At 60.9% G+C, this 24,656-nt stretch carries 18 protein-coding genes; 6 read left to right on the forward strand and 12 right to left on the reverse strand.

The annotated features are described in order from the left end of the window. Positions 1-146: 146 nt before the first annotated feature. The 3 genes from WYH_RS16265 to WYH_RS16275 all read right to left on the reverse strand — a co-directional run bounded on the left by WYH_RS16265 (position 147) and on the right by WYH_RS16275 (position 4,885). Positions 147-2,522 (reverse strand): TonB-dependent receptor, encoded by a 2,376-nt coding sequence (locus tag WYH_RS16265; RefSeq protein ID WP_082348125.1) that lies wholly within the window; start codon positions 2,520-2,522, stop codon positions 147-149. An 83-nt stretch (positions 2,523-2,605) separates the two neighbouring features. After that, on the reverse strand, positions 2,606-3,907 hold the full coding sequence (locus WYH_RS16270) for a cytochrome P450 (protein ID WP_046905318.1): 1,302 nt from the start codon (positions 3,905-3,907) through the stop codon (positions 2,606-2,608). Between the two features lie 234 nt (positions 3,908-4,141). Continuing rightward, positions 4,142-4,885, reverse strand: coding sequence for a MerR family transcriptional regulator (locus WYH_RS16275; RefSeq protein WP_046905319.1), 744 nt, complete (start codon positions 4,883-4,885; stop codon positions 4,142-4,144). Between the two features lie 95 nt (positions 4,886-4,980). On the opposite strand from WYH_RS16275, the gene WYH_RS16280 reads away from it, so the two are divergent. The 3 genes from WYH_RS16280 to WYH_RS16290 all read left to right on the forward strand — a co-directional run bounded on the left by WYH_RS16280 (position 4,981) and on the right by WYH_RS16290 (position 8,377). Next, the gene (locus tag WYH_RS16280) at positions 4,981-5,817 is read left to right on the forward strand and encodes a FadR/GntR family transcriptional regulator (RefSeq protein WP_235980155.1); all 837 of its coding nucleotides are present in this window, start codon (positions 4,981-4,983) and stop codon (positions 5,815-5,817) included. 113 nt (positions 5,818-5,930) lie between these two features. Then, the gene (locus tag WYH_RS16285; RefSeq protein ID WP_328700741.1) at positions 5,931-7,112 is read left to right on the forward strand and encodes a CaiB/BaiF CoA transferase family protein; all 1,182 of its coding nucleotides are present in this window, start codon (positions 5,931-5,933) and stop codon (positions 7,110-7,112) included. Positions 7,113-7,159: 47 nt separating this feature from the next. Continuing rightward, the gene (locus tag WYH_RS16290) at positions 7,160-8,377 is read left to right on the forward strand and encodes a LysR family transcriptional regulator (protein ID WP_046905320.1); all 1,218 of its coding nucleotides are present in this window, start codon (positions 7,160-7,162) and stop codon (positions 8,375-8,377) included. A 16-nt stretch (positions 8,378-8,393) separates the two neighbouring features. Here WYH_RS16290 and WYH_RS16295 read toward each other — a convergent pair whose 3' ends face one another. From WYH_RS16295 to WYH_RS16315, 5 genes are all read right to left on the reverse strand, one after another. Next, positions 8,394-9,875 (reverse strand): aldehyde dehydrogenase family protein, encoded by a 1,482-nt coding sequence (locus tag WYH_RS16295; protein WP_046905321.1) that lies wholly within the window; start codon positions 9,873-9,875, stop codon positions 8,394-8,396. Next, positions 9,872-11,530, reverse strand: a complete 1,659-nt coding sequence (locus WYH_RS16300) for a GMC family oxidoreductase (protein WP_046905322.1) — start codon at positions 11,528-11,530, stop codon at positions 9,872-9,874. Before WYH_RS16300 ends, WYH_RS16295 begins: the two co-directional genes overlap by 4 nt. Next, positions 11,514-12,875 (reverse strand): MFS transporter, encoded by a 1,362-nt coding sequence (locus tag WYH_RS16305; protein WP_235980143.1) that lies wholly within the window; start codon positions 12,873-12,875, stop codon positions 11,514-11,516. The genes WYH_RS16300 and WYH_RS16305 overlap by 17 nt, the downstream gene beginning before the upstream one ends. 66 nt (positions 12,876-12,941) lie before the next feature. Continuing rightward, positions 12,942-13,874 carry a PDR/VanB family oxidoreductase gene (locus WYH_RS16310; RefSeq protein WP_046905323.1) on the reverse strand — a complete coding sequence of 311 codons (933 nt, stop codon included), beginning with the start codon at positions 13,872-13,874 and terminating at the stop codon, positions 12,942-12,944. A 109-nt stretch (positions 13,875-13,983) separates the two neighbouring features. After that, on the reverse strand, positions 13,984-15,297 hold the full coding sequence (locus WYH_RS16315; RefSeq protein WP_046905324.1) for a Rieske 2Fe-2S domain-containing protein: 1,314 nt from the start codon (positions 15,295-15,297) through the stop codon (positions 13,984-13,986). 246 nt (positions 15,298-15,543) lie between these two features. Between WYH_RS16315 and WYH_RS16320 the strand changes: the two genes are divergently transcribed. Together WYH_RS16320 and WYH_RS16325 are read left to right on the forward strand one after the other, a co-directional pair. Further along, positions 15,544-17,829: a TonB-dependent receptor gene (locus tag WYH_RS16320; protein ID WP_082348126.1), complete on the forward strand. Its 2,286-nt coding sequence runs from the start codon at positions 15,544-15,546 to the stop codon at positions 17,827-17,829. A 26-nt stretch (positions 17,830-17,855) separates the two neighbouring features. Next, entirely contained in the window at positions 17,856-18,632 is a 777-nt protein-coding gene (locus WYH_RS16325) for an SDR family NAD(P)-dependent oxidoreductase (RefSeq protein ID WP_046905325.1), read from the forward strand. 6 nt (positions 18,633-18,638) lie between these two features. On the opposite strand, the gene WYH_RS16330 is transcribed toward WYH_RS16325, so the two are convergent. From WYH_RS16330 to WYH_RS16345, 4 genes are read right to left on the reverse strand one after another with little or no spacing between them, the layout of a single operon-like run. Then, positions 18,639-20,285 carry an electron transfer flavoprotein-ubiquinone oxidoreductase gene (locus WYH_RS16330; protein ID WP_046905326.1) on the reverse strand — a complete coding sequence of 549 codons (1,647 nt, stop codon included), beginning with the start codon at positions 20,283-20,285 and terminating at the stop codon, positions 18,639-18,641. Next, positions 20,282-21,223 (reverse strand): electron transfer flavoprotein subunit alpha/FixB family protein, encoded by a 942-nt coding sequence (locus WYH_RS16335; protein ID WP_046905327.1) that lies wholly within the window; start codon positions 21,221-21,223, stop codon positions 20,282-20,284. Before WYH_RS16335 ends, WYH_RS16330 begins: the two co-directional genes overlap by 4 nt. Positions 21,224-21,225: 2 nt before the next feature. Next, a complete protein-coding gene (locus tag WYH_RS16340) occupies positions 21,226-21,972 on the reverse strand; it encodes an electron transfer flavoprotein subunit beta/FixA family protein (protein ID WP_046905328.1) in 747 nt (248 codons plus the stop codon). 28 nt (positions 21,973-22,000) lie between these two features. Then, positions 22,001-23,137 carry an acyl-CoA dehydrogenase family protein gene (locus WYH_RS16345; protein ID WP_046905329.1) on the reverse strand — a complete coding sequence of 379 codons (1,137 nt, stop codon included), beginning with the start codon at positions 23,135-23,137 and terminating at the stop codon, positions 22,001-22,003. Between the two features lie 407 nt (positions 23,138-23,544). Between WYH_RS16345 and WYH_RS16350 the strand changes: the two genes are divergently transcribed. After that, entirely contained in the window at positions 23,545-24,588 is a 1,044-nt protein-coding gene (locus tag WYH_RS16350; RefSeq protein ID WP_046905348.1) for an aromatic ring-hydroxylating dioxygenase subunit alpha, read from the forward strand. Positions 24,589-24,656: the final 68 nt, after the last annotated feature.

The following is a 24,656-nucleotide window of genomic DNA, read 5'->3' on the forward strand; positions in this document are numbered from 1 at the left end:
TGCTGCAGATTCCGGGCGACGCTCTATCAAGCGAACTAACCCGAGTGCTTGCGCAACCTGGCATCGGGAGCGTGTAGCCGGACAATTCGACCCCGGGCGGAACCGCAGCAGTTCGATCGGAACGGCTGCGGTTCTCGGGAGAGCTTTCAAAAGCTTACGGAAGCGCTGATTCCGAAGGTTCGCGGCCGGCCGGTATAGCGCACGGTCGTATCGGTGATGCGTGTCGCATTCGTCCAATAATATTCGTTTGTCAGATTGCGGACGAATGCACCGATCTTGTATTTCTCGGCGATCGTCATACCGGCACGCAGATCGATCAGGATGTAATCGTCGATCAGCAGACCGCCACGGCTGCTCAGATCAGCGGAAGGCGTCACACGCGCATCGCCCAGCACAGCTTTTGAATCGCTCTGGAAGCTGAGATTGGCGCCGATATAGGGCGAAACATTATCGCTGAGCGCCCATTCGTACTGGCCATCCATCACGACCTGATACTTGGGTGTATAAGGGAAGCTGGATCCGGCAAATTCGACTTGATTGCCATAGGAATCGTAGTTGACGAAGCTACCCTTGATCTTGGTGTCGAGATAGGTCGCGCCGATACTGATCCGCAGGCCATCGGTGGGAGCAAGATCAAGCTGGACTTCGGCGCCCTTGACCTCGGACCTGGGCACATTGACCAGCGCTTCGAGCGGGCCGAAGATATCCGGGTTGGCTACCACCCTGCCCTTGAACTGCTTGTCACTGTAATCATAGTAGAAAACAGCAGCGTTGATCTGCGCCATGCGGTCAAGCACCGTCAGCTTGGTGCCGATCTCATAAGCGGTAACCGATTCTTGCGTGACCGGGCTGAACTGCTTGGCATCGCTGGCCGAGAGCAGTGGGAAGCTGCCCGACTTGAAGCCCCTGCTGACACTGGCATAGACCAGCGTATCGGCCGAAGGCTTGAAATCAATGCCTGCCCGCCACGACACATTGTCTTCGTCCAGCGTATCGGTAACCTCCACGGCAGTCAGCGTTGCGGAATCGATGGTGACACAGGCATCAGGCGCGATGGTGACGGGATCGAGCCCGGCCCCCGACCGGATGAAGTTGAGCAGGTTCTCGATCCCCTGCCCCAGCGCGTCTCCGCGGTCGGCGGTACAGCCGGTAAAGTCGATGTCGGTGTCGGTATAGCGGATACCGCCATGCAGGGTGATCATGTCCCCGATATCGTAATCAAGATTGGCGAAGACCGCCTTGTTCACGAATTTCTGGCGCGCATACTGGCTATAGACAAAGAACGGGCCGCCAATCCCGGCATCGACGAAATTATACGCGGATGTCGACTGGTCGTAAGGTCCCGCATCATCCTGCTGATAAGTCTTTTCGCGCGCGAAATTGCCGCCAAGGATCCAGGTCAGATTTCCCGTCTCGCCCTGAATGCGCAATTCCTGCGACAGGGCGGTGATCTTGCCGGTGGTGTTATAGAAATAGCCGCGCAGCGAAACGCCGTCGGGGTCGATGTCGGTGTCGTGCGAATATTCCGACCAGCTTGTAATCGAGGTGAGCGTAACAGCATTCGACAAATCGAGATCGCCGCGCAGCGAGGCCTGGTAGAACCAGTTGTCGCGCTTGGGCTGCTGCTCTTCCGTCCAATCCGCATCGCGATTGTTTTCAGGCGCGATGGGATAGGTGGCCAGATCGCCCAGCCGTGCCGGATTGCCCAGCGGCACCACCCCTGTCAGCTGGGCCGCCTGCCCGTCGCTCTTGTCAATGAAGCCATTCACATTCATCTCGAAGCGCAAGCTATCCGACGGTTCGAAATCCACCAGCATGCGCGCATTGGTAAAGCGCTGATCCCCAAGCTCGTCGTCACGGGTATAGCTACGCTGCCACGCACCGCCTTGTACTGTCTGCGCGGCAATACGCGCCTTGATCGTATCTCCCAGTGGGCCGCTGACATGGCCGCCCACGGTCACCTCTCCAAAGTTTTGAACGCTGGCATTCATGCCGCCTTCGAAATAATCGGTAGGCTTCGCGGCGATATAGTTGATCGCGCCACCCGTGGCGTTTGAACCGAACAGCGTGCCCTGCGGCCCCTTCAATACCTCAATGCGCTCAAGGTCGAGCGTAGCTCCGCGCGTCATGATCGAGAACGGGATCGGCACCTGGTCCTGATAGACGCTGACAGTGGGCTTGGCCGCAAGGCTTGTGTCGTAAAAGCCCACGCCGCGCAGCGTATAAACCGGAGTGGCATATGCGCTTTCGGTATAATTGAAGCCCGGCACGATCTTGACGAGGTCGGCGACGTCGCTGACGCCCTGGTTCCTGAGCTGTTCGCCCGATGCAACGGTGATCGAAAGCGGCACGTCATTCAGCGATTCCGTGCGCTTTTGCGCCGTAACGATGATTTCCTGGAGGCCCTGCGATGACTGCTGGGACTGTTCCTCCCCGGCGGCTGTTGTCGCTTCTTGCGCGGCTGCATTACCGGCAAGCGCCAGTGTCGAAACCGAGAAAGCAAGCATACCGGCTTTTTTCATTGTCCCTCTCCTTCTTGCAGGGCCGCCCGTCTGCGCGGTCTGGTCCCTGGCGCATTCACATATTATATTGGTATTTTAGGTAGTTATGCTTTGCGGAAGCGTATCGGCAGGCTTTTGTATCCGCCGACGAAATTCGTCTCGACCAGCTTTGGAGAACCCGCCAGTTCGACGGCTGCGAGGTGCGGCAAAAGCTCCTCGAACAAGATCCGCATTTCCAGTTTGGCCAGATGCTGGCCAAGGCACATATGCGGCCCGAAGCCGAAGGCGACATGCCGATTGGGGCTGCGGGTGATGTCGAAACGGTCGGGATGTTCGAACACTGCTTCGTCGCGATTGCCGGACGGGTAGCAGATCATCAGCCGATCCATGGACCGGATAAGTTGGCCGCCTACTTCAGTATCCTGCGTGGCGTTACGCATGAAATGCTTCACCGGACTGGTCCAGCGGATCGCCTCGTCGACAAGGCCCGGAATCAGTGCCGGATCCGCCTTCACCTTGGCGAAGTTCTCGGGAAACGCGATCATCCCGTGCATGCCGCCCGCCACCGAGGACGAAGTGGTGTCGTGCCCGGCCGTCGCGATGGCCACGAAATATCCGTTGGCCTCGTCCCTCCCGATGGGCGATCCGTTGATCCGCGAATTGGCGATCAGCGTCAGCAGATCGTCCTGCGGCTCAGCCCGGCGCTTTTCGGCAAGTGCATCGAAATACTGGAAGAAATCCTCCAGAGTCGCGGCCCACATCTTGGCGGCGACAATCGGGTCCTCCCGCAGTTCGGCGCGCTGCTCCTCAGGATCATGGCCGCCAAAGAATTCCTGCGTCAGCTTCAACATCTTCGGTTCGTCTTCGGGTGGAACGCCGAACAGCGTCATGATTACGCGCAAGGGATAATGCAGCGCGAAATCCCGCACGAAGTCGCATTCACCGTCAAAACTCAGGAAGTGTTCGACCGACTGGCGTGCCAGAACGCGGATCTGGTCTTCCAGCTTGCTAATCTTGCCGGGCAGGAACCAGTTGGCCGTGAGCATGCGATATTGCTGGTGTACCGGCGGGTCCATATAGGTCAGCGACGCCAGGCCGCTGACCGATCCTCCGGTCATTTCCCGGGTGAAGGCATCGGACGCCCGATCGTTGAGGATCGGATTGAAATCAGCATTGTGAAAGAGTTTTGCGTCTTTCTCGACCTGGCGGATGTCGGCATGGCGCGTGACCACCCAGACGGGATCGAACCCCTCAACCTCGGCAATGCCGAGCGGCATGTTTTCGCGCAGCCATTTGAATGCGTCATAGATAACCGCATCGTCAGTGTAGGATTTGGCGGAAAAGACCGTTTCCGCGATATGCTGGGGTATCAGCGGACCTGATGCCGTCTGCGTAGCCGAAGCCATGACTTTCTCCCGAACAGCGGCTGTTTCGCCGCTTTTTGCGTATGCCATATACGTAGTTCGCAGGGATTATTCGGGTCAAGCATCAAATGGTCCGACCAATGGTAGCGGGGCGGGATGGTCCTTCCCGAAAGCGCTGGATTGGCGGAAAATCAGGGATAATCATTCGAGAAATCGAATGATCGATCATAGTTTGAATGATGCGCGGGGCGCCTTGGCTAACGGCACAAGGCGCGATCAGGCATCGCCACTCATTCGGCTGTTCAAACTTGGGTTTTTCGATGTCTCGCGCGCATGCTGGAATGCGTCGACATGCCGGAAGAAGGCGCAACGCCGCATCAGTCCGAAAAAGTTGAGCATCAGCGGCATGGCTGCCTCAACCAATCGCGCCGCCTCGTTCACATCCATGCGGCCTTCGACATGGTCAAGGAACGTCTTGGCTTCCCATGCACCGACGAATTCCGATGCCTCGACATAAAAGCCAAGGATGTCGGGTGAATAATCGAGCGTCTCGTCAAATCCCGCATTGCGCATGTCGCCCCAGATGCTGACCAGCTGCGCCGATGTCAGGCTCAGGGCTTCGCCATGATCGGTCTCGATAATATCGATGATCCCGATCTCGCTCATCGTTTTCGCATCCTGCCGGGCCTTGGGATAGCGTTCGACGAGTGAATCCAGCGGAACCGGCGCCTGGTCCGACGAGGCCCGGTGCAGCACCAATGTCTCAAGGTCATCGAAGGCGCTTTCATCGACCCGCTTGCCCGTCCCGCTTCCCGAGACGAGGGCCTTGATCTGCGCCAGCGTCAGCCGGTTTTCGCGCTGCAGCCGGCGTACGGCCAGGATCGCCTCGACATGCTGATCGCCATAATCCGCGACGGTCCTGCCGCTGCGCTCAGGCTGAGGAACCAGGCCTTCGCGCAGGTAAACGCGAATTGTCTCGCGATTGACCCCGGTCGCCTGTTCCAGTTCCTTCATCTTCATGCGGCGTTCTACAGCACGCAGTGCCGGACTCTGCAAGTTGGGCCCGATCGCCTCGTCATGACCATTGCCCCAGATCAATGCGCCGAAGCGCGATCATGGCCATCGCCCTGACGACAAGAGGTAGGACCATTCATCCATCCCTTGTTTCTCAGCGTGACCCGCAATACCGAGACATGGAAAAGCTACAAAAGAAGCGGAAAATGATGATGGCAAAACCGGCAATAGGCACAGGTGCAGGCTTCAAGCCCATCAAGACGCAACGCGCGTTCGAAGTGGTGTGCGACCAGGTCCGCCAAATGGTCGCCGATGGAACGCTGAAGGCCGGTGACAAGCTTCCTGCCGAACGCGAACTTGCGGTACGGTTTCAGATCAGCCGGAACGCAGTGCGCGAGGCGCTGCGCAGCCTGGAAATGTCTGGCATCATCCGGAACGAAAAGGGCGTCAAAGGCGGCGCTTTCATCCAGGCGGCCGAAAACGAACACGTTGCGCAGGCGATGCAGGACTTCGTTCATCTGGGCAAAGTCTCCCTTGATGAACTGACCGAGGCGCGTCTCGGCATTCAGGCCATCGTCGTGCGCCTCGCATGCGAGCGGGGGACGGAAGCCCATTTCGACCGCCTGGCCGAAATCGTCGAGCAGACCCGCATCGAAACCGATATCGATGCACGCTACAGATGCGCGGTCGAGTTCTACCAGGTGCTGGCGGAAGCCACGGGCAACCGGATCTATGCCCTCTTCGTCGGCGCCTTGTCTTCCATCCTCCAGGCGTTCATTGCCGGGCCGGATTACAGGACGCTTCAGGAAACGCTGATTGATTCCCGGCATCGGCTCGTCAACGCATTGCGTGAACGCGACTGCGATGCAGCCGTGGCCGAGATGACCGCCCATCTCGATCGCATCCACACTCATATGCAAGAAAACCCCGCGCGCTAGGCGGCCTTGTCGCCCCGGCTCTCGCACATGGTTTCCAGGGATGACGCTTGCAGATATGCGCCTCAAGCCTATAGGTAGAACCATTATACCTTAGGCGAGGCGGAGAGTATGGCGTGGCGGAAAAGATGGCAGGCGCGCTGGATGGGATCAGGGTACTCGACTTCACGGCAGTGATGGCCGGGCCCTATGCCACGCGCATGCTGGCGGATCTCGGGGCGGAAGTGATCAAGGTAGAAGCCATGAATGGTGGTGACCAGGTCCGCGCCCGCCCGCCCCTTCGCGATGGCAAGAGCCGTTATTTCGCGCAACTCAACGCCGGCAAGCGCAGCCTGGCTTGCGATCTGAAGAACCCCGAAATGCAGGCAACCATCCGCGCGCTGGTGGGTGAATGCGACATCGTCGTGGAGAATTTCCGACCGGGCGTGATGGCGCGCTTCGGCCTCGATCACGAGACTCTGCTGAAGATCAATCCCCGCCTGATCTATTGTTCAATCTCCGGCTACGGGCAGAAGGGGCCAAAGGCGCATTCCCCTGCCTATGCCCCCGTCATCCATGCCAGCAGCGGTTTCGACCTCAGTAATCTTGAATATCAGGACGGATCCGACAAGCCGGCAAACGGCGGCATCTTCATCGCCGATGTCCTCGGCGGGACCCATGCCTTCGGAGCAATCCAGACCGCGCTCTTCCAGCGGGAGCGCAACGGCCGGGGCCAGTTCATCGACGTCTCCATGCTTGAAGCAATGGTCGGTATGCTCGTTTACGAAACGCAGGTGGCGCAACAACCGCTGGACGAACGACGCCCCCTGTACAAGCCACTGCGCACCGAAGACGGATTTATCATGGTCGCGCCGACCAGCCCAGCAAACTTCCTAAGCCTTATCAAGGCAATGGAACGTCCTGAGCTCGCCCAGGACCCGCGTTTTGTCACTAATGTCGACCGCAACCGCAACTGGGATGCGCTTCTGGCCGAAGCCGAGGCGTGGACCATCCGGCACAGTTCGCAAGAGGCAGAAGCGATCCTGTCCGCGCAAGGCGTGCCCTGCGCGGTCTATCGAACCGTCGAAGAAGTCATGGAGGATGACCAGCTGGCCGCTCGCAACGCCTTCACCACTATCGACGATGGCGCAGGCCCGTTCAAGGTCACCAATCCGCCGTTCCAGATGACCGCTTCCGCCGCGCATGCCCGGCCGCGCGTGGCCGCATTGGGTGAAGATGGAGCTGACATCATGCGCCAGATATTGAAAATGCGGGACGAAGAAATAGAAACCTATCGCAAAAACGGACTGATGCTATAAGCTGCACGCAACGCTGATAGAACAGGGCCGCCAATCGGGCTGAGAGAATGGCCGAAGTTTTCGACATCAACATCCGGCATCTGCGCGGGCTTCTGGCAATACGCGATCACGGCAGCATCACCGCCGCCGGGTCTCTGGTCAATCTCTCGCAACCCGCACTGACCCAGGGCATTGCCAAGCTGGAACGGCAATTCGGATACACGCTGTTCGAACGGCGATCGGGCGGGATGGTCCCCACGGCCATGGGGCGGATCGTGATAGAGCGGACCGAGGCGGCATTGAAACACCTGGCCGAAAGTGCGCAGGGCCTCACCAATGTCTTCAACAATCCCGAACGATTGATGACGATGACCCAGCTTCGCGCCTTTCTCGCGCTGGCTGATGCAGGCAGCTTTGCCGAGGCGGCCCGAACTATCGCGATTTCGCAAACGGCGGTGCATCGCGCGGTGGGCGATCTTGAAATGGTCATCGGCACCGAACTGGTGGAACGGCGCGGCCGGGCAGTCTGGCTGAACGCTGCCGGCAAAAAGCTGGCGCGCGGCGCGCGGCTCGCCGTGGCCGAGATCCAGGCGGCTCTCGTGGATCTTGCGCTCGACAGCGACAGCCGCAGCGAGATGATATCCTTTGGCGCGCTCCCGCTGGCCCGTCCGTTCATCGTGCCGCGCGCAATGGCGGATATCGCCAGGGAAGTACCCAAGGCCTCGTTCAAGGTGCTGGAAGGCAATTGGAGCGAACTGGTTGAACCGCTGCGCGATGGTGCGATCGACATGATCGTTGGCGCGCTGCGCCCGCATGAGATTGCCGACCTTTATCAGCGCCCCTTGCTGGACGACATGCTGGTGGTCGCCGCCGGCAGTCAGCATCCGCTTGCCTCGGTAGAGCGGCCAACGATGGATCAGCTGCGATCCTATCCATGGATCGTGGCGCCAGCCAATTCTCCGCTCAGAAACCATTGGGAAAAATTTTTCGCCGAAGGCCCGCGTCCGGAAACCCAGATCGAATGCGGATCGGTGATGATCATCGGCCGGTTGCTGACCTATGCCAACCTGCTCACCCTGCTGTCACCTGACCAGGTGGCGCTGCAGATCCGCAGCGGGTTGCTGACCCAGATCGGCAAACCGTTGGAAGGCAGCCGCCGCATGGTGGGGATTGCGACGCGGCGGAGCTGGCGCCCCACCGCGACACAGCGCCTTTTCCTCGCCAAGCTGGAGGATGCAGCGCGGGAACGCATTTCAAACGCCGCACTGACGGGCACGTGGATTTGACCACGCACCCTTCCCCTTAGTCCAGATTGATCCACACAGCCTTCGTTTCGAGATATTCCTCGATATGGTGCGGGCCGGATTCCCGGCCAAACCCGCTCATCTTGTAGCCGCCGAAGGGCACACCAGGGTCAAGCATCTGATAGCAGTTCACCCAGACCGAACCCGCCTTGATGCCGCGCGCCATGCTGTGCGCGGTGGCAAGGTCGCGGGTCCATACGCCGCTACCGAGGCCGAAACTGGTGGCATTGGCGCGGGCCACGACCTCGTCGATAGTGTCAAAAGAAAAGGCTGACAGCACCGGACCGAAGATCTCCTCGCGCGCGATGGTCATGCCGTCAGTGACATTGCCGAAAATGGTCGGTTCGATAAAATAGCCCGCGTCATAGCCTTCACCGGCCTTGCGCGCACCGCCCAGCAGCGGGCTTGCCCCCTCCCCTTCGGCACCGTCGATGAACGACAGGATGCGTTCCATCTGGGCCTGCGATACAACCGGCCCGATCTGTGTTTCGGGGTCGAGCGGATCGCCAACCCGAATGGTGCGGCTGTGCTCGACCAGTCGCTCCATGAATTCGTCATGGATCGAAGACTGGACGAACAGGCGGGTGCCCGCGCTGCAGATCTGGCCCGCATTGGCGAAGACTGCATTGGCCGCGGCCGGCACCGCCTTGTCCAGATCGGCATCGGCAAAGACGATATTTGGCGACTTGCCGCCCAGTTCCACGGTGACGCGCTTCATCGTCGGGGCCGCGGCCTCGATGATCTTCTGACCCACGCCCGTCGATCCGGTAAAGGCGATCTTGTCGACATCGGGATGCGATGAAAGCGCCGCACCCGCATCGCCCATGCCGGTCACCACGTTGATCACTCCTTCGGGCACACCTGCCTCAAGGCACAATTCGGCAAAGCGCAGCGCCGACAGGGGGGTCTGTTCGGCCGGCTTCATCACCAGCGTACAACCGGTTGCCAGCACTGGGCCGGACTTCCAGACCGACATGCCAATAGGCCCGTTCCACGGATTGATGGCGCCGACCACACCGATCGGTTCCTTCAGCGTATGGCTGAGCACGTCGCCCGGCGCAGAATTGCCCAGCGTTTCGCCCGAGATCAGCGTCGCCTGACCTGCGTAGTAACGCAGCAGCGATCCTGCCCGCACCTTGCCCAGCCGTGTGCGAGAAAGCGGCGCACCCAGATCGAGCGTGTCGAGCATGGCAAGCTCGTCCCAGTTCTCTTCGACCAGATCGGCAAGTCGCAGCATGATCGCCTGCCGCTCGGCCGGTTTCATGCGGCTCCACGGGCCGTTCAGGGCCTGGCGGGCAATTTTGACGGCGCGGTCTATGTCTTCCGCCCCGCCATGCGCAACATTGGCCAGAAGCTCGCCGGTCGCGGGGTTTCGCGTCTCGAACCGGCGGCCCGAAAGCGCCGGCACGCGCTGCCCGCCGATCAGCATGTCCTGATCGCGATGGGCGATCACCGATTGAATGGGCGTGTTTGCGTTCATGGCTGAAACTCCGTTGCTGCGAGCGGGGACAGTTTACCCCCTGGCATCGCGCGCTCTTCCAGAATGAAATCGGCAGCGCGCTGCGCGATCATCATGGTGGGCGCGCTGGTATTGCCGCTGATGATGGACGGCATGACCGAAGCATCGATCACGCGCAGCCCGGCAATGCCATGCACCCGCAATCGTTGGTCAACCACGGCCAGCGGATCGGTGGCAGGGCCCATCTTGCAAGTGCCGGTGGGATGATAGGCTGTGTTGACGATCTTGCGCAGCGCCGCATCCAGTTCAGCGTCGCTTGCATGTTCGGCGCCAGGCTCCAGCTCCTTGCCGCGCATGGCGGCAAGTGCGGGCTGATCGAAAATGCGCCGCGCCTCGCGGAAACCGGCGATGAGGGTCGCCATATCGCGTGGATCGTCAAAGAAATTCGGCTCGATAACCGGCTTGTCCTCGGGCCGGTTGCTGGCCAGCCGCACGCGGCCTTCGCTGTTGGGGCGCAACAGCTGGATCAGCGCCATGAAGCCATGGTCGCTAGGCACCACGCGGGCATTGCCCTTCAGCCCCACCAGAAATGTCATCTGGATATCCGGCCGCCCGCTGCCGTCCATCGATACGAAGCCCCCGCATTCCGCGACATTGGAGGCGAACATGCCGCGACGGCGCAGCAAATAATTGAACGGCGCCAAGGCATTTCGCATCAGTGAAGAGCGCGACATGGCATAGGATTCACCACTGGGATTCTCGACCGAGAGATGGACGGTGGGATGATCCTGCAAATGCGCACCCACGCCGGGAAGATCATGCTTCGTATCGACGCCAGCAGCAGCAAGTGCATCGCGTTCGCCAATCCCGGACAACATTAGCAAGTGAGGCGAATTGGTGGCGCCGGCGCTGACCAGCACCTCGCAATCCGCATTCAGGATGCCACGCTTTCCATTGCGTTCGATCTCGATCCCGATCGCCCGGCCATCTTCGATGATGATCCGGCGAACCAGCGTTTCCTCAAACACCGTCAGGTTGGCGCGGCCCAGCGCGGGATGAAGGAAGGCGCGAGCCGCGGAAAGCCGCGTGCCCCGCCGCTGGTTCAGGTCATAACGGCCAAAACCGTCCTTGCGCTCGGACGCGAAATCGTCGTTGCGGTAATGGCCCGCCTGTGCGGCCGCCTCTATGATCGCGGTGGTAATGGGATTGCATGACGCCGGCTTTTCAACGTCCAGCTCCGCGCCCTTGCCGTGCCACGGCTTGTCGGGACCGTGGTAGTTTTCCAGCCGCTTGAAGACAGGCAGCACGTCTTCCCAGCCCCAACCGGGATTGCCCGACTGGACCCAGCCGGCGTAGTCTTCTTCCTGCCCGCGAATATAGACGCCGCCATTGATCGCGCTGCACCCGCCGAACAGCTTGCCGCGCGGGAAGCCGATGACGCGCCCGTCTATGGCGTCTCCCCCGCTCAATTGCTGCTGCCAGTTGTAGCGCGCGTGCGGGATCAGGAAGATATTGCCGACCGGCATGACCGTCTTGATGTTGACCGGCCATTTGCGGTCCGACGGCCCGGCCTCGATCAGCGCCACGGATATACGCGGATCGGCCGACAGCCGGTTGGCAAGCACGCTGCCTGCGGAGCCGGAGCCGATGACGATATAATCAAATCTGCGCGTCATGCGGGCGCCTCTTGTTGCGGACCAGCCGCGGAATATGGCTGCGGACGATCAGGAAGCCGATCACATTGACAAGCATCAGCACAGCCAGCGCCCCGAAAAACATCTGCGAGCCGCCGCCGATCAGCCAGGCACCGGCCACCGCGCTGACAATGGCTCCCGCACGACCGGCAACGCCCATCGTGCCCAGCCCACGTGCCCGGACGCCAGTGGGGAACGCATGGGCACCCACGGCGAACATGGCCGATTGCGCGGCGCTGGCGAACAGGCCCATCGCGACCAGAAGGGCAAGCATGGGGATTTCATTGCCGCCGCCCGCCATCGGCATGATCGCCAGTGCGGAGCAGACAAGCATGCCGACGATCGCCATGGCGACAAGTGTCACGCGCGATCCCAGCCTGATGATGGCGAAGGACGCCAGCATCGCACCGATGACCCCGCCCATGTTGAAGCTAGTGAGGCCCAGGCTGGCGGCCTGCAGGTCATAGCCGCTGCTGGTCAACATGGTGGGGGCCCAGTTGAACATCAGGTAAATCATGAACATGCCCGAAAACATCGCCAGCGCCAGCGCCAGCGTGTCGCGCAGATGCGCGGGGCCGAACAGGGCAGAGAAAGGCATCTTTTCGACTTCGCCCCCCGCTCCCTGGGGGACCAGCGATGCCGGATCGGGATGCCCGATCCGGCCCATCACCTTTTCGAATTCCCTACGCCTGTTCCCGCGATCGAGCAGATATTGCGGTGATTCCGGCAATACCGCCCAAAGATAGACAACGAAGGCCATGGTTATGCCGCCGCCGAGGTAGAACAGCCAGCGCCAGCCCAGCGAAGGCAGGATCACCGCTGCTGCCAGACCGCCCAGTACACCGCCGATCGAAACGCAAACCACGCCGAACGTCACCGCCTGGCTGCGCCAGCGTGCGGGCGTGAATTCCGCAATCATTGCAGATGCCGTACCAGGCACGCCGCCCAGACCCACGCCGGCGAGGAACTTGAGGAAGGCGACCTGCCAGAGAGACGCCGAAAATCCGGTCAGCAACGTGGCCACACCGAAGATGCCGACGCCGATCAGCAATGCGCCGCGCCTGCCGAACAGATCTCCGATCACGCCCGACACCAGCGTGCCGATCGCCATGCCCACGAAGCCGAGCGCGAACACCATGCCCAGCGCATCGCGGCTGATATCCCATTCTGCGATCAGCGAAGGCGCGGCAAGGCCCAGCATCTGGTTGTCGAGCCCGTCGAGCACGACGGTAGCCGCGATCATCAGCACGGACCAGATCTGGTAATAGGACAACGGCAGGGCATCAAGAAAGCCGCCCTGCTGATTGCCGTTCGGCGAAACTGACAAAATCCTCTCTCCTGGGTTAAACCAGCCGGCCGATTTTCGGCTCTTTCATACCGGGGTCGGTGCGCTTCAGATGTCGAGCACCAGCTTGGCCGAATTCGAGCCGGAACAGCACACCATGACCGAAGAATTCGCGGCCTTTTCCGCATCGGTCAGGAAGTGGTCGCGATGGTCGGGAACACCGTCCAGAACCTTGACCTGGCAGGTGCCGCAAACCCCTTCGGAGCAGGCAAAGCCGATATCGACGCCGGCCGACAGCAGCGCATCGAGCATGGTTTCGCCCTCCGCCACCTGGATCGTCTTGCCGCTGCGCGTGAGTTCGAGCGAATAGCCGCCATCGGTCGCGATCTCGGTCTCGGCCGAGAAATATTCGATATGGACCTTGTCCGCCGGACGGCCTTTGTTGAGAGCCACGAAAGCATCGAGCATCCCGCCCGGCCCGCAGCAATAGAGATGCGCGTCGGCAGGCGCGCCCTCGCTCAGTGCCGCAAGGTCGAGCCTGGCGCCGCCCTCGATCCCGTCATACACGATCCTGGCGGAAGGATAGGCCGAAAGCCTGTCCACATAGGCTGCGCGCTCGGGAGTGGCGGCGACGTAGTGCAGTTCCCAGCTCTTCCCCAGTTCCTCCAGCCGCGCGATCATCGGCAGCATGGGGGTAACGCCGATGCCACCCGCGATCAGCACGGTGTGCGCTGCATCCTCGTTCATCGGGAAATTGTTCCTGGGCGCCGAAATCTCGACCACCTCCCCCACGCGCCATACCTCGTGAATGTGGCGCGAACCGCCGCGGCTGTCGATCGCGTGATGGACCGCGATCTCGTAATAGCCGCGCTGCTTCGGATCATTGACCAGCGAATAGCTGCGGGTCAGCCCGGGCTTGAGTTCGACATCGACATGGGCGCCCGGTTCAAAGGCAGGCATATCCTGGCCATCGAGAGAGGTCAGGAAATATGAATTGATCCCATCCGCCTCCCATTCGATCTTCTTGATTCTTGCCTTCATGGCAGTTTCCCGGCTGTACGCAGGCGTCCGTCACAGGCGAGCGCATCCCTTTCGCCTGCATACTGCATGTCTTTCATATCTCGCATCGCCCTCTCCCGAAACGATGGGCCTATTCGGCCGCCTCGACTGCCTTGCCCCAACGCGTCGCATTGGAGAGGGCGGTCTTGTATGCGGCTTCAAGGCTGTCTTCCGGATCGTGCAGGAAGGAACCGGCGCGCGCGCCATAGAACACTTCGGGTTCGTTGGCGCCGGGAGCCGGTGCCTTGCCTTCGGCGAAGGCGCGGGCGGCCATCAGGACACGGCGACGAACGCGGGCGATCATCTGGTCGGTCGGGGCCAGATTCTCGAAACTGTGATCGGTGATCGCCCCCATGCTTTCAGTCACGGCCTGGTCCTGCATGGTGATGTTGGGAATGCCGGTGAACTGTGTGCCGTTGCGCTGGGAATCGCGGTCGATCGCCCAGTCATTTGCCTCGCTATCGGTCGAACGCCAGCGGCCATACCAGTCCGTGCTGTTGGGTTTGAAGCTGATCTTTTCGAACAGCGGCGTGCCGTCCTTCAGCGTGGAGGTATAGGCAGGGTTGCCGGTATCGGTGCCGCAGGTGATGTCGAACAGCATCGAGTGTTCGTCATCGATCGGCACCCAGGCGCGGGCAATGGCGCGAGTTGCGAAGCGATTGTTGGGCGTCTGCGTCCAGAACGGGAACATGTAATGCGCCACGCGCCAGGACATCTTCCCGTCATCATTGGGGCGATAGCCGCCATACATCACGCCCCAGTCAGACTGCTGCACCTCATATTCGGGCGCCCGGTTGAGCACGGTCGGCCGCATCGGGTGATCCTCTTCGAGATCCTCGACCGTGAGCGAGCCGACATGGAGGAAGCCGACATGGCTGGTGTCGATGTCGCCTTCCAGCGCCTGGAGCCAGTTGCAGTCGCGCTGCAGGCACCAGATCTCGGCATCGGGGTGCATTGCCGCCTCGATCTGCGGCTTCGGCGGAGGCGAATCCTGATCGGCCCCCATATAGACCCAGACGAGGCCGTTCGCCTCATAAGTCTTGTAGGCCTTGGCGTGGACGCGCTCCTTGAAATCCATGCGCGCGGGGACGGAAGGCATGTCCACGCACTTGCCGTTCACGTCGAACTTCCAGCCGTGATAGACGCAGCGAATCCCGCTTTCCTCGTTACGGCCGATGAACAGCGACGCACAGCGATGCGGACAGCGGTGATCCATGATGCCGACACGGCCTTCGCTGTCGCGGAAGGCGATCAGCTTCTCGCACAGCAGCATCAGACGAACCGGATCGCCATCGGCCTCCAGCTCCGATGAAAGGCATGCCGGAATCCAGTACTGGCGCATGAAGGTGCCCATGACGGTGCCGGGGCCCACGCGGGTCAGGTCTTCGCTGTCCTTGGTCTGCATCTCGTCCTCATAAAATTTCGTTTGTCACGCATTGCGGTCCGACCACCTGCCGAAACCCGCAGACACCCAGCGGTTCGGGCGTCATTTCCATTTCCGAGCTAAATCCTTCGCCGCCGCATCCCCAATCGGATTATGGTTGGACCATTCAGAAAACGGGACGATACTATTGCTATTATTTCTCTTCGTCGCTCTTTCTCCGCTCCAGAACCACATTACATGCAACGTCTCAGGGAGAGAGATCCGAAAATGAAGAAGGCATTTCAGCCATTTGCGTCGTGCATCGCCATCGCAGCATTCTGCGGAACACCGGCATTCGCCCAGGACGCCGGAGAGCAATCACCATCAGATTCGGTCGGCACTGCCGAACAGGGGCAAGCTGCGCAGGCGCCTGCTCGCCGTGATGACACACAGGAAATCATCGTCACTGCACAGCGTCGGGAATCGACGGTTCGCGACGTTCCCTTCTCGATCGCGGCCTTTGGCGGCGGCGAACTGGCCGAACAGCAGGTCTTCAGCCCCACCGCGCTGACGACGGAGCTTCCCGGCATCACGGTCAACACGTCGGACAAGTCGCTGTCGATCCTTTCGATCCGCGGCAACGTGTCGACTTTCCGCACGGCCACGCTGGATACGCCCGTCGCCTATTTCCAGGACGACATCTATTACGTGTTCAACAATGACCTGAACGCCAACTTCTATGACGTGAACCGCGTCGAGGTTCTGCGCGGGCCGCAGGGTACGCTGTTCGGTCGCAACGTGGTGGGCGGCGCCATCGCGGTGGTCACGAACAATCCGAAGTTCCATGATGAATATTCAATGCAGGTAACCGCCGGTAATGGCGGCTATATCCGCACGGAAGGCATGATCAACGGCGCCCTCGTCGAAGACAAGCTGGCCGCCCGCCTTGCGTTTTCGACCGAGAGTTCGGACGGGCTGATCGACACGCCCAACCAGCCGGGCAGCTATGGCAAGACCGATGGCTATGCCGCGCGCGGCAAGCTGCTTTTCACGCCCACCGATACACTCGAGATCATTCTCGCCGGCGATTATTCATACACCAAGGGCAATGGTGGCTCGATCCAGCTGGGCATCGGCGGGGAACAGGTTGTGCCGGACACGTTCGGCGACTTCACCAATGATGAGTGGACGAACAACGACTATGCCCGCTCCCCCTATCGCCAGCGGCTTCGCGGCGGCTATCTTCGTGGCGATCTGGAACTGTTCGGCGGTACGCTGACGGCGATTTCCGGCTATCGCATGAATGACAGCCACGCGATCAACGACGATATCCCGGTCGGCACCGTGCTCCCCGTCTTCGATCGTCGCCAGGACGTGAAGAATCGCAGCTTCACGCAAGAAGTGCGTTTCGCATCGGCTCCCAATCGCCTGTCCTATGTCGTGGGCGTCTATTATCTGAACGCCGACGTCTCGACGACCAACATCTTCTATTACAGCCCCTTGCCTGGATCGGTGTTTGACGGGGTCATCCCCACCAACCCGGATATTTCCAACATCACCCGCGTGCAGGACGGCAAGGTGCGGTCCTACGCGGTGTTTGGCGAGCTGACCTTTGAAGTGACCGATCGCCTCTCGCTGGTTGCAGGCGGCCGCTACACGAAGGACAAGAAGTCGATCGACTACCGGGCCTTCTCCACCACCGATCCCACCGGCATTCCGGGGCTGGGCTATCCGGGCGATGTCAGCGCGTCAGGCGGCGAAAGCTGGGATGCGTTCACTCCTCGCTTCACCGTGAAGTATGAACCGATCGACGGGGTGAACCTGTATGGTACCTATGCCAAGGGCTTCAAATCAGGCGGTTTTGTTGACAACGCCTATCTGAATCCCACCATTCCGCTCAACCCGGAAAAGGCCCGCAACTACGAAATCGGCGCGAAGAGCCGGCTGTTCGACAACATGCTCGACCTCAACATCGCGCTGTTCGACCAGAAAACGGAAGACCTGCAGAACTTCTCGGGCGCGGGCGGCGTGGCGCATACGTTCAACGGCACGCTCAAGATGCGCGGACTTGAACTGGAATCGAAACTGCGCCCGGTCGAAGGGTTGCAGTTGACGTTCAACTACACGCATCTCGATGGCGAATATTCCTCGCTCTACGATCCGCTGGTCGATGTCGACTATTCCGGCAACCCGGCCAAATACGCGCCCAAGCACGCGTTCCTGGCTCGCGCGAAATATGATGCCTATCTGCCGAGTGGCGCAATTCTCACCCCGCAGGTCGAATTCAATTATTCCTCGCACATATCGACCGACGATGCGAACAACCTGTCGACCTTCCAGAACCTGTATGACGACACACGCGGTCAGACGGTCAATGCCCGCCTGAACTTCGAGAGCGCGGACGGCCGCTGGAATCTGGGCCTGTGGGGCAAGAACCTCACCAACAATTACCAGATCATGCATGCCGACGACATCACGGCCTTCCTCGTCGCGCCCACCGGGCAGACGCGGTACTGGAAGATCTTCACCAATACCCCGCGCAGCTATGGCCTGACGCTGGGCTACAAGTACTAAGCCTCCGAGCAGAACTGGATCGCAGCATGTCTCTCACTGAAATTCCCGCACCCGGATCCTTCTCGTTCGAAGGGCGGACCGCGATGGTCACAGGCGGCGCCAAAGGCGTCGGCGAGGCCATCTGCCGCGAAATCCATGCAGGCAGAGGGCGTGTTGCGATCTGCGATATCGACCTGGCGGCGGCAGAGGCCGTCGCCAGGTCACTCGACCCGTCGGGCGAGACCGCAATGGTCTTCAGCCTCGATGTCCGCAACAAGGATGACTTCATCGCCGGTCGCGATGCGGTGATCGCCAAATGGGGCAAGGTCGACATATTGGTGAACAATGCCGGCTTCGCGAAACGCACGCCGGTTGACGATATCACACCGCAGGAATTCGACGAGATCGTCGCCATAAACATGCGCAGCGTGTTCCTGGGCTGCCAGGTGTTCAAGGATCACATGGCAGCGAACGGCTATGGCCGGATCGTCAATATTACGTCGCTCGCCGGACAGAACGGCGGCACGGTAGCGTCACCGCATTATGCTTCGTCGAAGGCGGGGGCCATCATGCTGACCAAGTATTTCGCACAATTGCTTGTCGATACGGGCATCACGGTCAACGCGATTGCCCCAGGCCCCATCGCCACGGCCAAGGCCCGTCTGTCGGACGAACAGATCGCGATGGTAGAGGGCAAGGTTCCTGTCGGGCGCTTCATGGAAGTCAGCGAAATAGCCGCCGCAGCGGCCCTGCTCGCCTCGGACCGGGGCGGCTTTTTCGTGGGTGCGACGTTGGACATGAACGGCGGACTCTATGTCCGCTGACGCTCTTTACATATTGGGATAGTTCGGCCCGCCGCCGCCTTCGGGCGGCACCCAGTTGATGTTCTGGGTGGGATCCTTGATGTCGCAGGTCTTGCAATGGACGCAGTTCTGCGCGTTGATAACGAAGCTGGGCTCGCCCTCTTCCACGCCCGCATATTCATAGACACCGGCCGGGCAATAGCGCGCGGCGGGGCCTGCAAAGACCGGCAGGTTGATCTTCAGCGGAACCTCGGGATCCCGCAGCTGAAGGTGGCAGGGCTGGTCTTCCTCGTGATTGGTGTTCGACAGGAACACGCTGGAAAGACGGTCGAAGCTGATCTCCCCATCGGGCCTGGGATATTCGATCGGCTTGAACAGATCGGCGCGCTGCAACTGGTCGCAGTCGCGGTGATGCTTCATGGTGACGGGCAGGCCGATTTTCAGCGTGCGCATCCACATGTCGGCCCCGGCGATAATCGTGCCCAATGCGCCGCCGAACCTGGCAAGGGCAGGCTCCGCGTTCTTCACCAGCTTCAGCTCATCCGCGATCCAGCTGCCACGCAAGGTAGTCTCGTAATCCACCACTTCGTCATTGGCGCGTTCGGCCGCGATGGCGGCAGCCACGCTTTCGGCGGCCAGCATGCCCGATTTCATCGCGGTATGGCTGCCCTTGATGCGCGGCACGTTCACGAAGCCTGCGGCGCAGCCGATCAGCGCGCCGCCCGGAAAGGTGAGCTTCGGCACTGACTGCCAACCGCCTTCATTGATGGCGCGCGCACCATAGGTCACGCGCTTGCCGCCTTCGAGAATGCCGCGGATTTCCGGGTGCTGCTTCCAGCGCTGGAATTCCTCGAACGGGAACAGGTAGGGATTTGCGTAATCGAGCGCGACCACGAAGCCCAGTGCCACCTGCCCGTTGGCCTGGTGATAGAGGAAGCCGCCGCCCCAGGCGTCATTCTCGCTCAGCGGCCAGCCCTGGGTATGGATCACGCGGCCGGGCACATGCCTGGCGGGATCGATGTCCCATAGCTCCTTCATGCCCAGGCCATAGGTCTGCGGCTCGCAATCGGCTTCCAGATCGAATTTCGCCTTCAGCTGCTTGGTCAGCGATCCGCGCGCGCCTTCGGCGAACAGCGTGTATTTGCCGTGCAATTCCATGCCGGGCTGATAATCGCCCTTGTGGCTGCCATCGGCGGCAACGCCCATGTCGCCGGTGGCCACGCCCTTGACCGAACCATCATCGTTATAAAGCACCTCGACAGCCGGGAAGCCGGGGAAGATTTCCACGCCCAGCCCTTCGGCCTTTTCGGCCAGCCAACGGCACAGGCTGCCCAGCGATCCGGTGTAATTCCCCTCGTTCGACATGAAGGGCGGCATCGCCAGATGCGGCAACGAATATTTCCTGCCTGCCGTCAGCGTCCAGTGCCAGTTGTCGGTAACCGGCACCTGCGCCATCGGGCAATCATCGTCGCGCCAATCGAGCAGCAGCTCGTCCAGCGCTTTCGGATCCATCACCGCGCCCGAGAGGATATGCGCGCCGATCTCGGACCCCTTTTCAAGGATGCAGACCTCAAGCGCGTCGTTCACCTGCTTCAGCCGGATCGCGGCCGCCAACCCGGCAACGCCTCCGCCGACGATCACGACGTCATACGGCATGGATTCGCGTGTCATCATAAGCCGGCAGTCAGATCCGGCACGGCCTTGTAGAGATCGGCGACGAGGCCGATGTCGGCGACCTGGAAGATGGGTGCGTCCTCGTCCTTGTTGATGGCGATGATGGTCCTGGAATCCTTCATGCCCGCCAGGTGCTGGATCGCGCCGCTGATGCCGATGGCGATATAGACCTCCGGCGCCACGATCTTGCCCGTCTGCCCGACCTGGTAATCATTGGGGACATAGCCTGCGTCAACCGCGGCGCGCGAAGCGCCCACGCCCGCGCCGAGCTTGTCAGCGAGCGGCATTATGATCTGCTGGAAGGTTTCGGCATCCTTCAGCGCGCGGCCACCCGACACGATGATTTTCGCGCTGGTAAGTTCGGGACGTTCGCTTTCGGCCAGTTCGGCGCCGACGAAGCTCGACAGGCCCTTGTCGCCGGTGGAGGCGACGGCCTCGATAGCTGCCGATCCGCCTTCCGCGTCCGCCTTGTCGAAGGCCGTGCCGCGGACAGTGATGACGAGCTTCGCATCGCTGCTTTCGACCGTGGCGATGGCATTGCCGGCATAGATCGGGCGGGTGAAAGTCTTCTCACCCTCGACCGACAGGATGTCCGAGATCTGCATCACATCGAGCAGCGCCGCCACGCGCGGCGCGATATTCTTGCCCGTGGTGGTGGCAGGGAACAGCACGGCGTCGTGCCCATGCTCGCCTGCGTCCATGAGACCCGCGATCAGCGGCGCGACATTCTCGGCCAGCTGGTGTTCGTAGGCGGTATCGTCCGCGACATGGACCTTGCCCACGCCCGCGATCCTGGCGGCGGCATCCGCCACCGAACCGCAGCCTGCGCCCGCGACCAGCAGATGGACTTCCCCCAGTTTCGCGGCAGCCGTCACCGTGGCAAGCGTGGCATCGCCCAGCATCGAATTGTCGTGATCGACATACACAAGCGTCTTCATGTTCACGCCACTCCCATGGCTTTGAGCCTGGCGACCAGTTCATCGACGTCGGCCACTTTCACGCCCGCCTGACGGACCGGCGGTTCGGACACATTCAGCGTCTTCAGGCGCGGAGCGATGTCGACGCCGTAATCGGCCGGAGTCTTCGTCTCCAAAGGCTTCTTCTTCGCCTTCATGATATTCGGCAGGCTCGCATAGCGCGGCTCGTTCAGGCGCAGATCGGTGGTGATGATCGCGGGGATCGACAGCTTCACCGTCTCCAGCCCGCCATCGACTTCGCGCGTCACCTTCACGTAATCGCCTTCGACCAACACCTTCGATGCGAAGGTGCCCTGCGGCAGGTCCATCAGCGCGGCCAGCATCTGGCCGGTCTGGTTGCTGTCATCGTCGATCGCCTGCTTGCCGAGGATGATGAGGCCCGGCTCGATCTCCGCCGCCACGGCCTTCAGGATCTTGGCCACGGCCAGCGGTTCGACAGTTTCATCCGTTTCGACCAGCACCGCGCTGTCCGCGCCCATTGCCAGCGCCGTCCTCAGCGTTTCCTGCGCCTTTGCCGGGCCGACCGATACAGCCACGATCTCGCTCACCGCGCCCGCTTCCTTCAGACGGACCGCCTCTTCCACCGCGATCTCGTCAAACGGGTTCATGCTCATCTTCACATTGCTCAGGTCAACACCCGAACCGTCCGACTTGACGCGCGGCTTCACATTATAATCTATCACCCGCTTCACGGGCACCAGGGCTTTCATGCAGCTGTCCTTTTCCGCTTGCAGGGCTTTAGCGCAGCAATTCGCGGGCGATGGTGTTCTTCTGAATTTCGGAAGAACCCTCATAGATGCGCGTGATGCGGATATCGCGATAGAGCCGCTCGATCGCATAGCCCTTGCAGTAACCGGCACCGCCGAAGATCTGCAGCGCGGTATCAACCGTGCGGCTGCCCGCTTCCGTTGCAAACAACTTCGCCATTGCCGCCAGCTCGCGTCGCTTTTCACCCTGGTCGTAACGCCATGCGGCATCCAGCAGGATCAGGCGTGCGGCGCGCATGTCGGTCGCCATGCCGGCAAGATAATGCCGGATCGCCTGGAAATCGGCGATCACGCTGCCGAAAGCAGGACGCACCTTGGCCTCTTCCGTTGCCAGCTCCAGGGCGTATTCACCCATGCCGACAGCAGTTGCGCCAACATTCATGCGGCCTTCGTTGAGGCATTCCAGCGCATAGTGAAAGCCCCTGCCCTCTTCCCCGATGAGCGCGTCCGGACCGACCTGGCATTGGTCAAAGGTCAGCTCGTACACGGCGGGGGACGTACCCATCAGTTCGATCACGCCGGTCACGGCGAAGCCCGGCGTGTCGGCGTCCATCAGGAAGGCGGAAATACCGCCGCGCGGGCCCGCGCTCTTGTCCGTATATGCGTAAACCGTGACATATTTGGCGTTCTTGCCGTTCGAGATATAGGTCTTCGAACCGTTGATCACCCAGCCATCGGCGTTGCGGGTCGCAGTCGTGCGCATCGACCCCGGATCGGAGCCGGAACCCGGCTCGGTCAACGCGAAGGCCACAGGAATTTCGCCCGATGCCATCCCGGGGATCAGCAATTCCTTCTGCGCCTCCGAACAATGATATGCGATGTTCTTGGCGCCCGGCCCCATCAGGGGGCGGATCTCGGTCCAGAACTGCGGTGGGAGGCGGGCAAGCTCGATCTGCACTGCCGCCTGCGCCAGCGCGCCAAGACCAAGCCCCCCATATTCTTCGGGCAGCGCCATGCCGAAATAGCCGTTTTCGACCAGCGTTTCGCGCACGATCGGCGGAACTTTGCCGCTTTCAACGAAGTCTCGCTCCAGCGGCAGCAAGTCGTTGACGATGCTGCGCGTGGCTTCGCAGAAATCCTTGATCTCGTCGGGGAGTTCGAAATCCATATTGAGCCTTCCTGGTGTGGCGATCAGTCTCCCGGCGAAAAAGCATAATGGTCCTACCATTGCAAGTGGGCACTCTGCAATTCGCGCCAATTGCCGGGTTTCCAGGCGGCTAACCGTCAGGAAGTGGACAGGGGGGCGCCATAAAGACCCACACATCATGCTGTTTTTATGGTGTTTTTATCAGGCGCCTGGAGCGGCATTCATTTTTGACAAAGCCATTTGGAAACCGCTGCGCTTCCCGGTGCGCGCGTGGCTGGGTCCAACCCAGCTGAATTTCAGCCGGTCCAAATCCCGGAAAACTTATGGCATTATTCTATTGGAATTGGCTTGCGCGGATCAGGCGCTCATACTTCCAGGGAAAACAGAAAAATGCCGCGCCTGTCAGCGCGATAATTCTGGAGAGAGACATGTTCATCAAGAATGCCTGGTATGTCGCCGCATTCGCCGCCGAGATCGAAACCGGCAAGGCCCTTGCCCGCAAGTTCCTGAACAAGCCCGTCGTCCTGTTCCGTACGGAGGATGGCGAGATCGCCGCGCTGGAAGATCGTTGCAGCCATCGCGCCATGCCTCTCAGCGCCGGCCACGTTGACGGGTGCCGGATTCGCTGCGCCTATCATGGCGTCGAATTCGATACGGGCGGCAAATGCGTGCGCATTCCCAACCAGGAACGCATTCCGCCGGCGGCCAATGTGCGCAGCTATCCCGTGGTCGAAAAGGATCACCTGATCTGGATCTGGATGGGCGATGCCCACTTGGCCGACCCCACGCAGATCATCGACAGTCCCGAGCATAACGATCCCCAGTGGACCTGGCGCCCGTATAATTTCCCGGTGAAGGCCGACTGGCAGCTGATCGTCGACAATATCCTGGACCTGACCCATGTGCCCTACATCCATGCAGGCACGATCGGCGGCAATCCGGAACAGCATTACGGCGCCGAAACCAAGGTCGAATTCGACGGCAAGCGCATTGAACTGCTGCGCAAGATGCCGAACTCCGTTCCCCCGCGTTCCTATATCGATGCCGGCGGCTTCAAGGGCCGGGTCGATCGCTGGCAGGAAGTGCGCTTCGAGCCGGGCCGCGGCATGACTCTGCGCGTGAATGCGGGCGGATGCGATGCGGGCACGGGCGCCTATGAAGGCAGGCGCGACAATGGGTTCGTGCTGGCGAACAATCATTTCATCACGCCCGAGACTGAAACGACCAGTCACTATCTCTGGACGATCTGCACGACTGCGGACCCAGCCACAGGCGTGCCCGACAAACTGTTCGACCAGTTCTTCGACACGATTACCGAAGACGAGGAAACGCTGGCGCTCCAGCAGCAGCGGATCAATGACGATCCCGATCGTAATTTTGTCGGTATTGCCAGCGACGGTGCCGTAAACCAGGCCCGCCGCCTTCTCAGCGCGATGTACGAGGCCGAAAATGATCAGGGCATTGCCGCCTGATCGCGATCGGCATCACGTACCACACTCAAGAAAATTTCTCCCCCCCCACTAAAAAGGAGCGGCGCCCT

It is taken from the genome of Croceibacterium atlanticum (assembly GCF_001008165.2).
GTDB classification, from domain to species: Bacteria; Pseudomonadota; Alphaproteobacteria; order Sphingomonadales; family Sphingomonadaceae; genus Croceibacterium_C; species Croceibacterium_C atlanticum.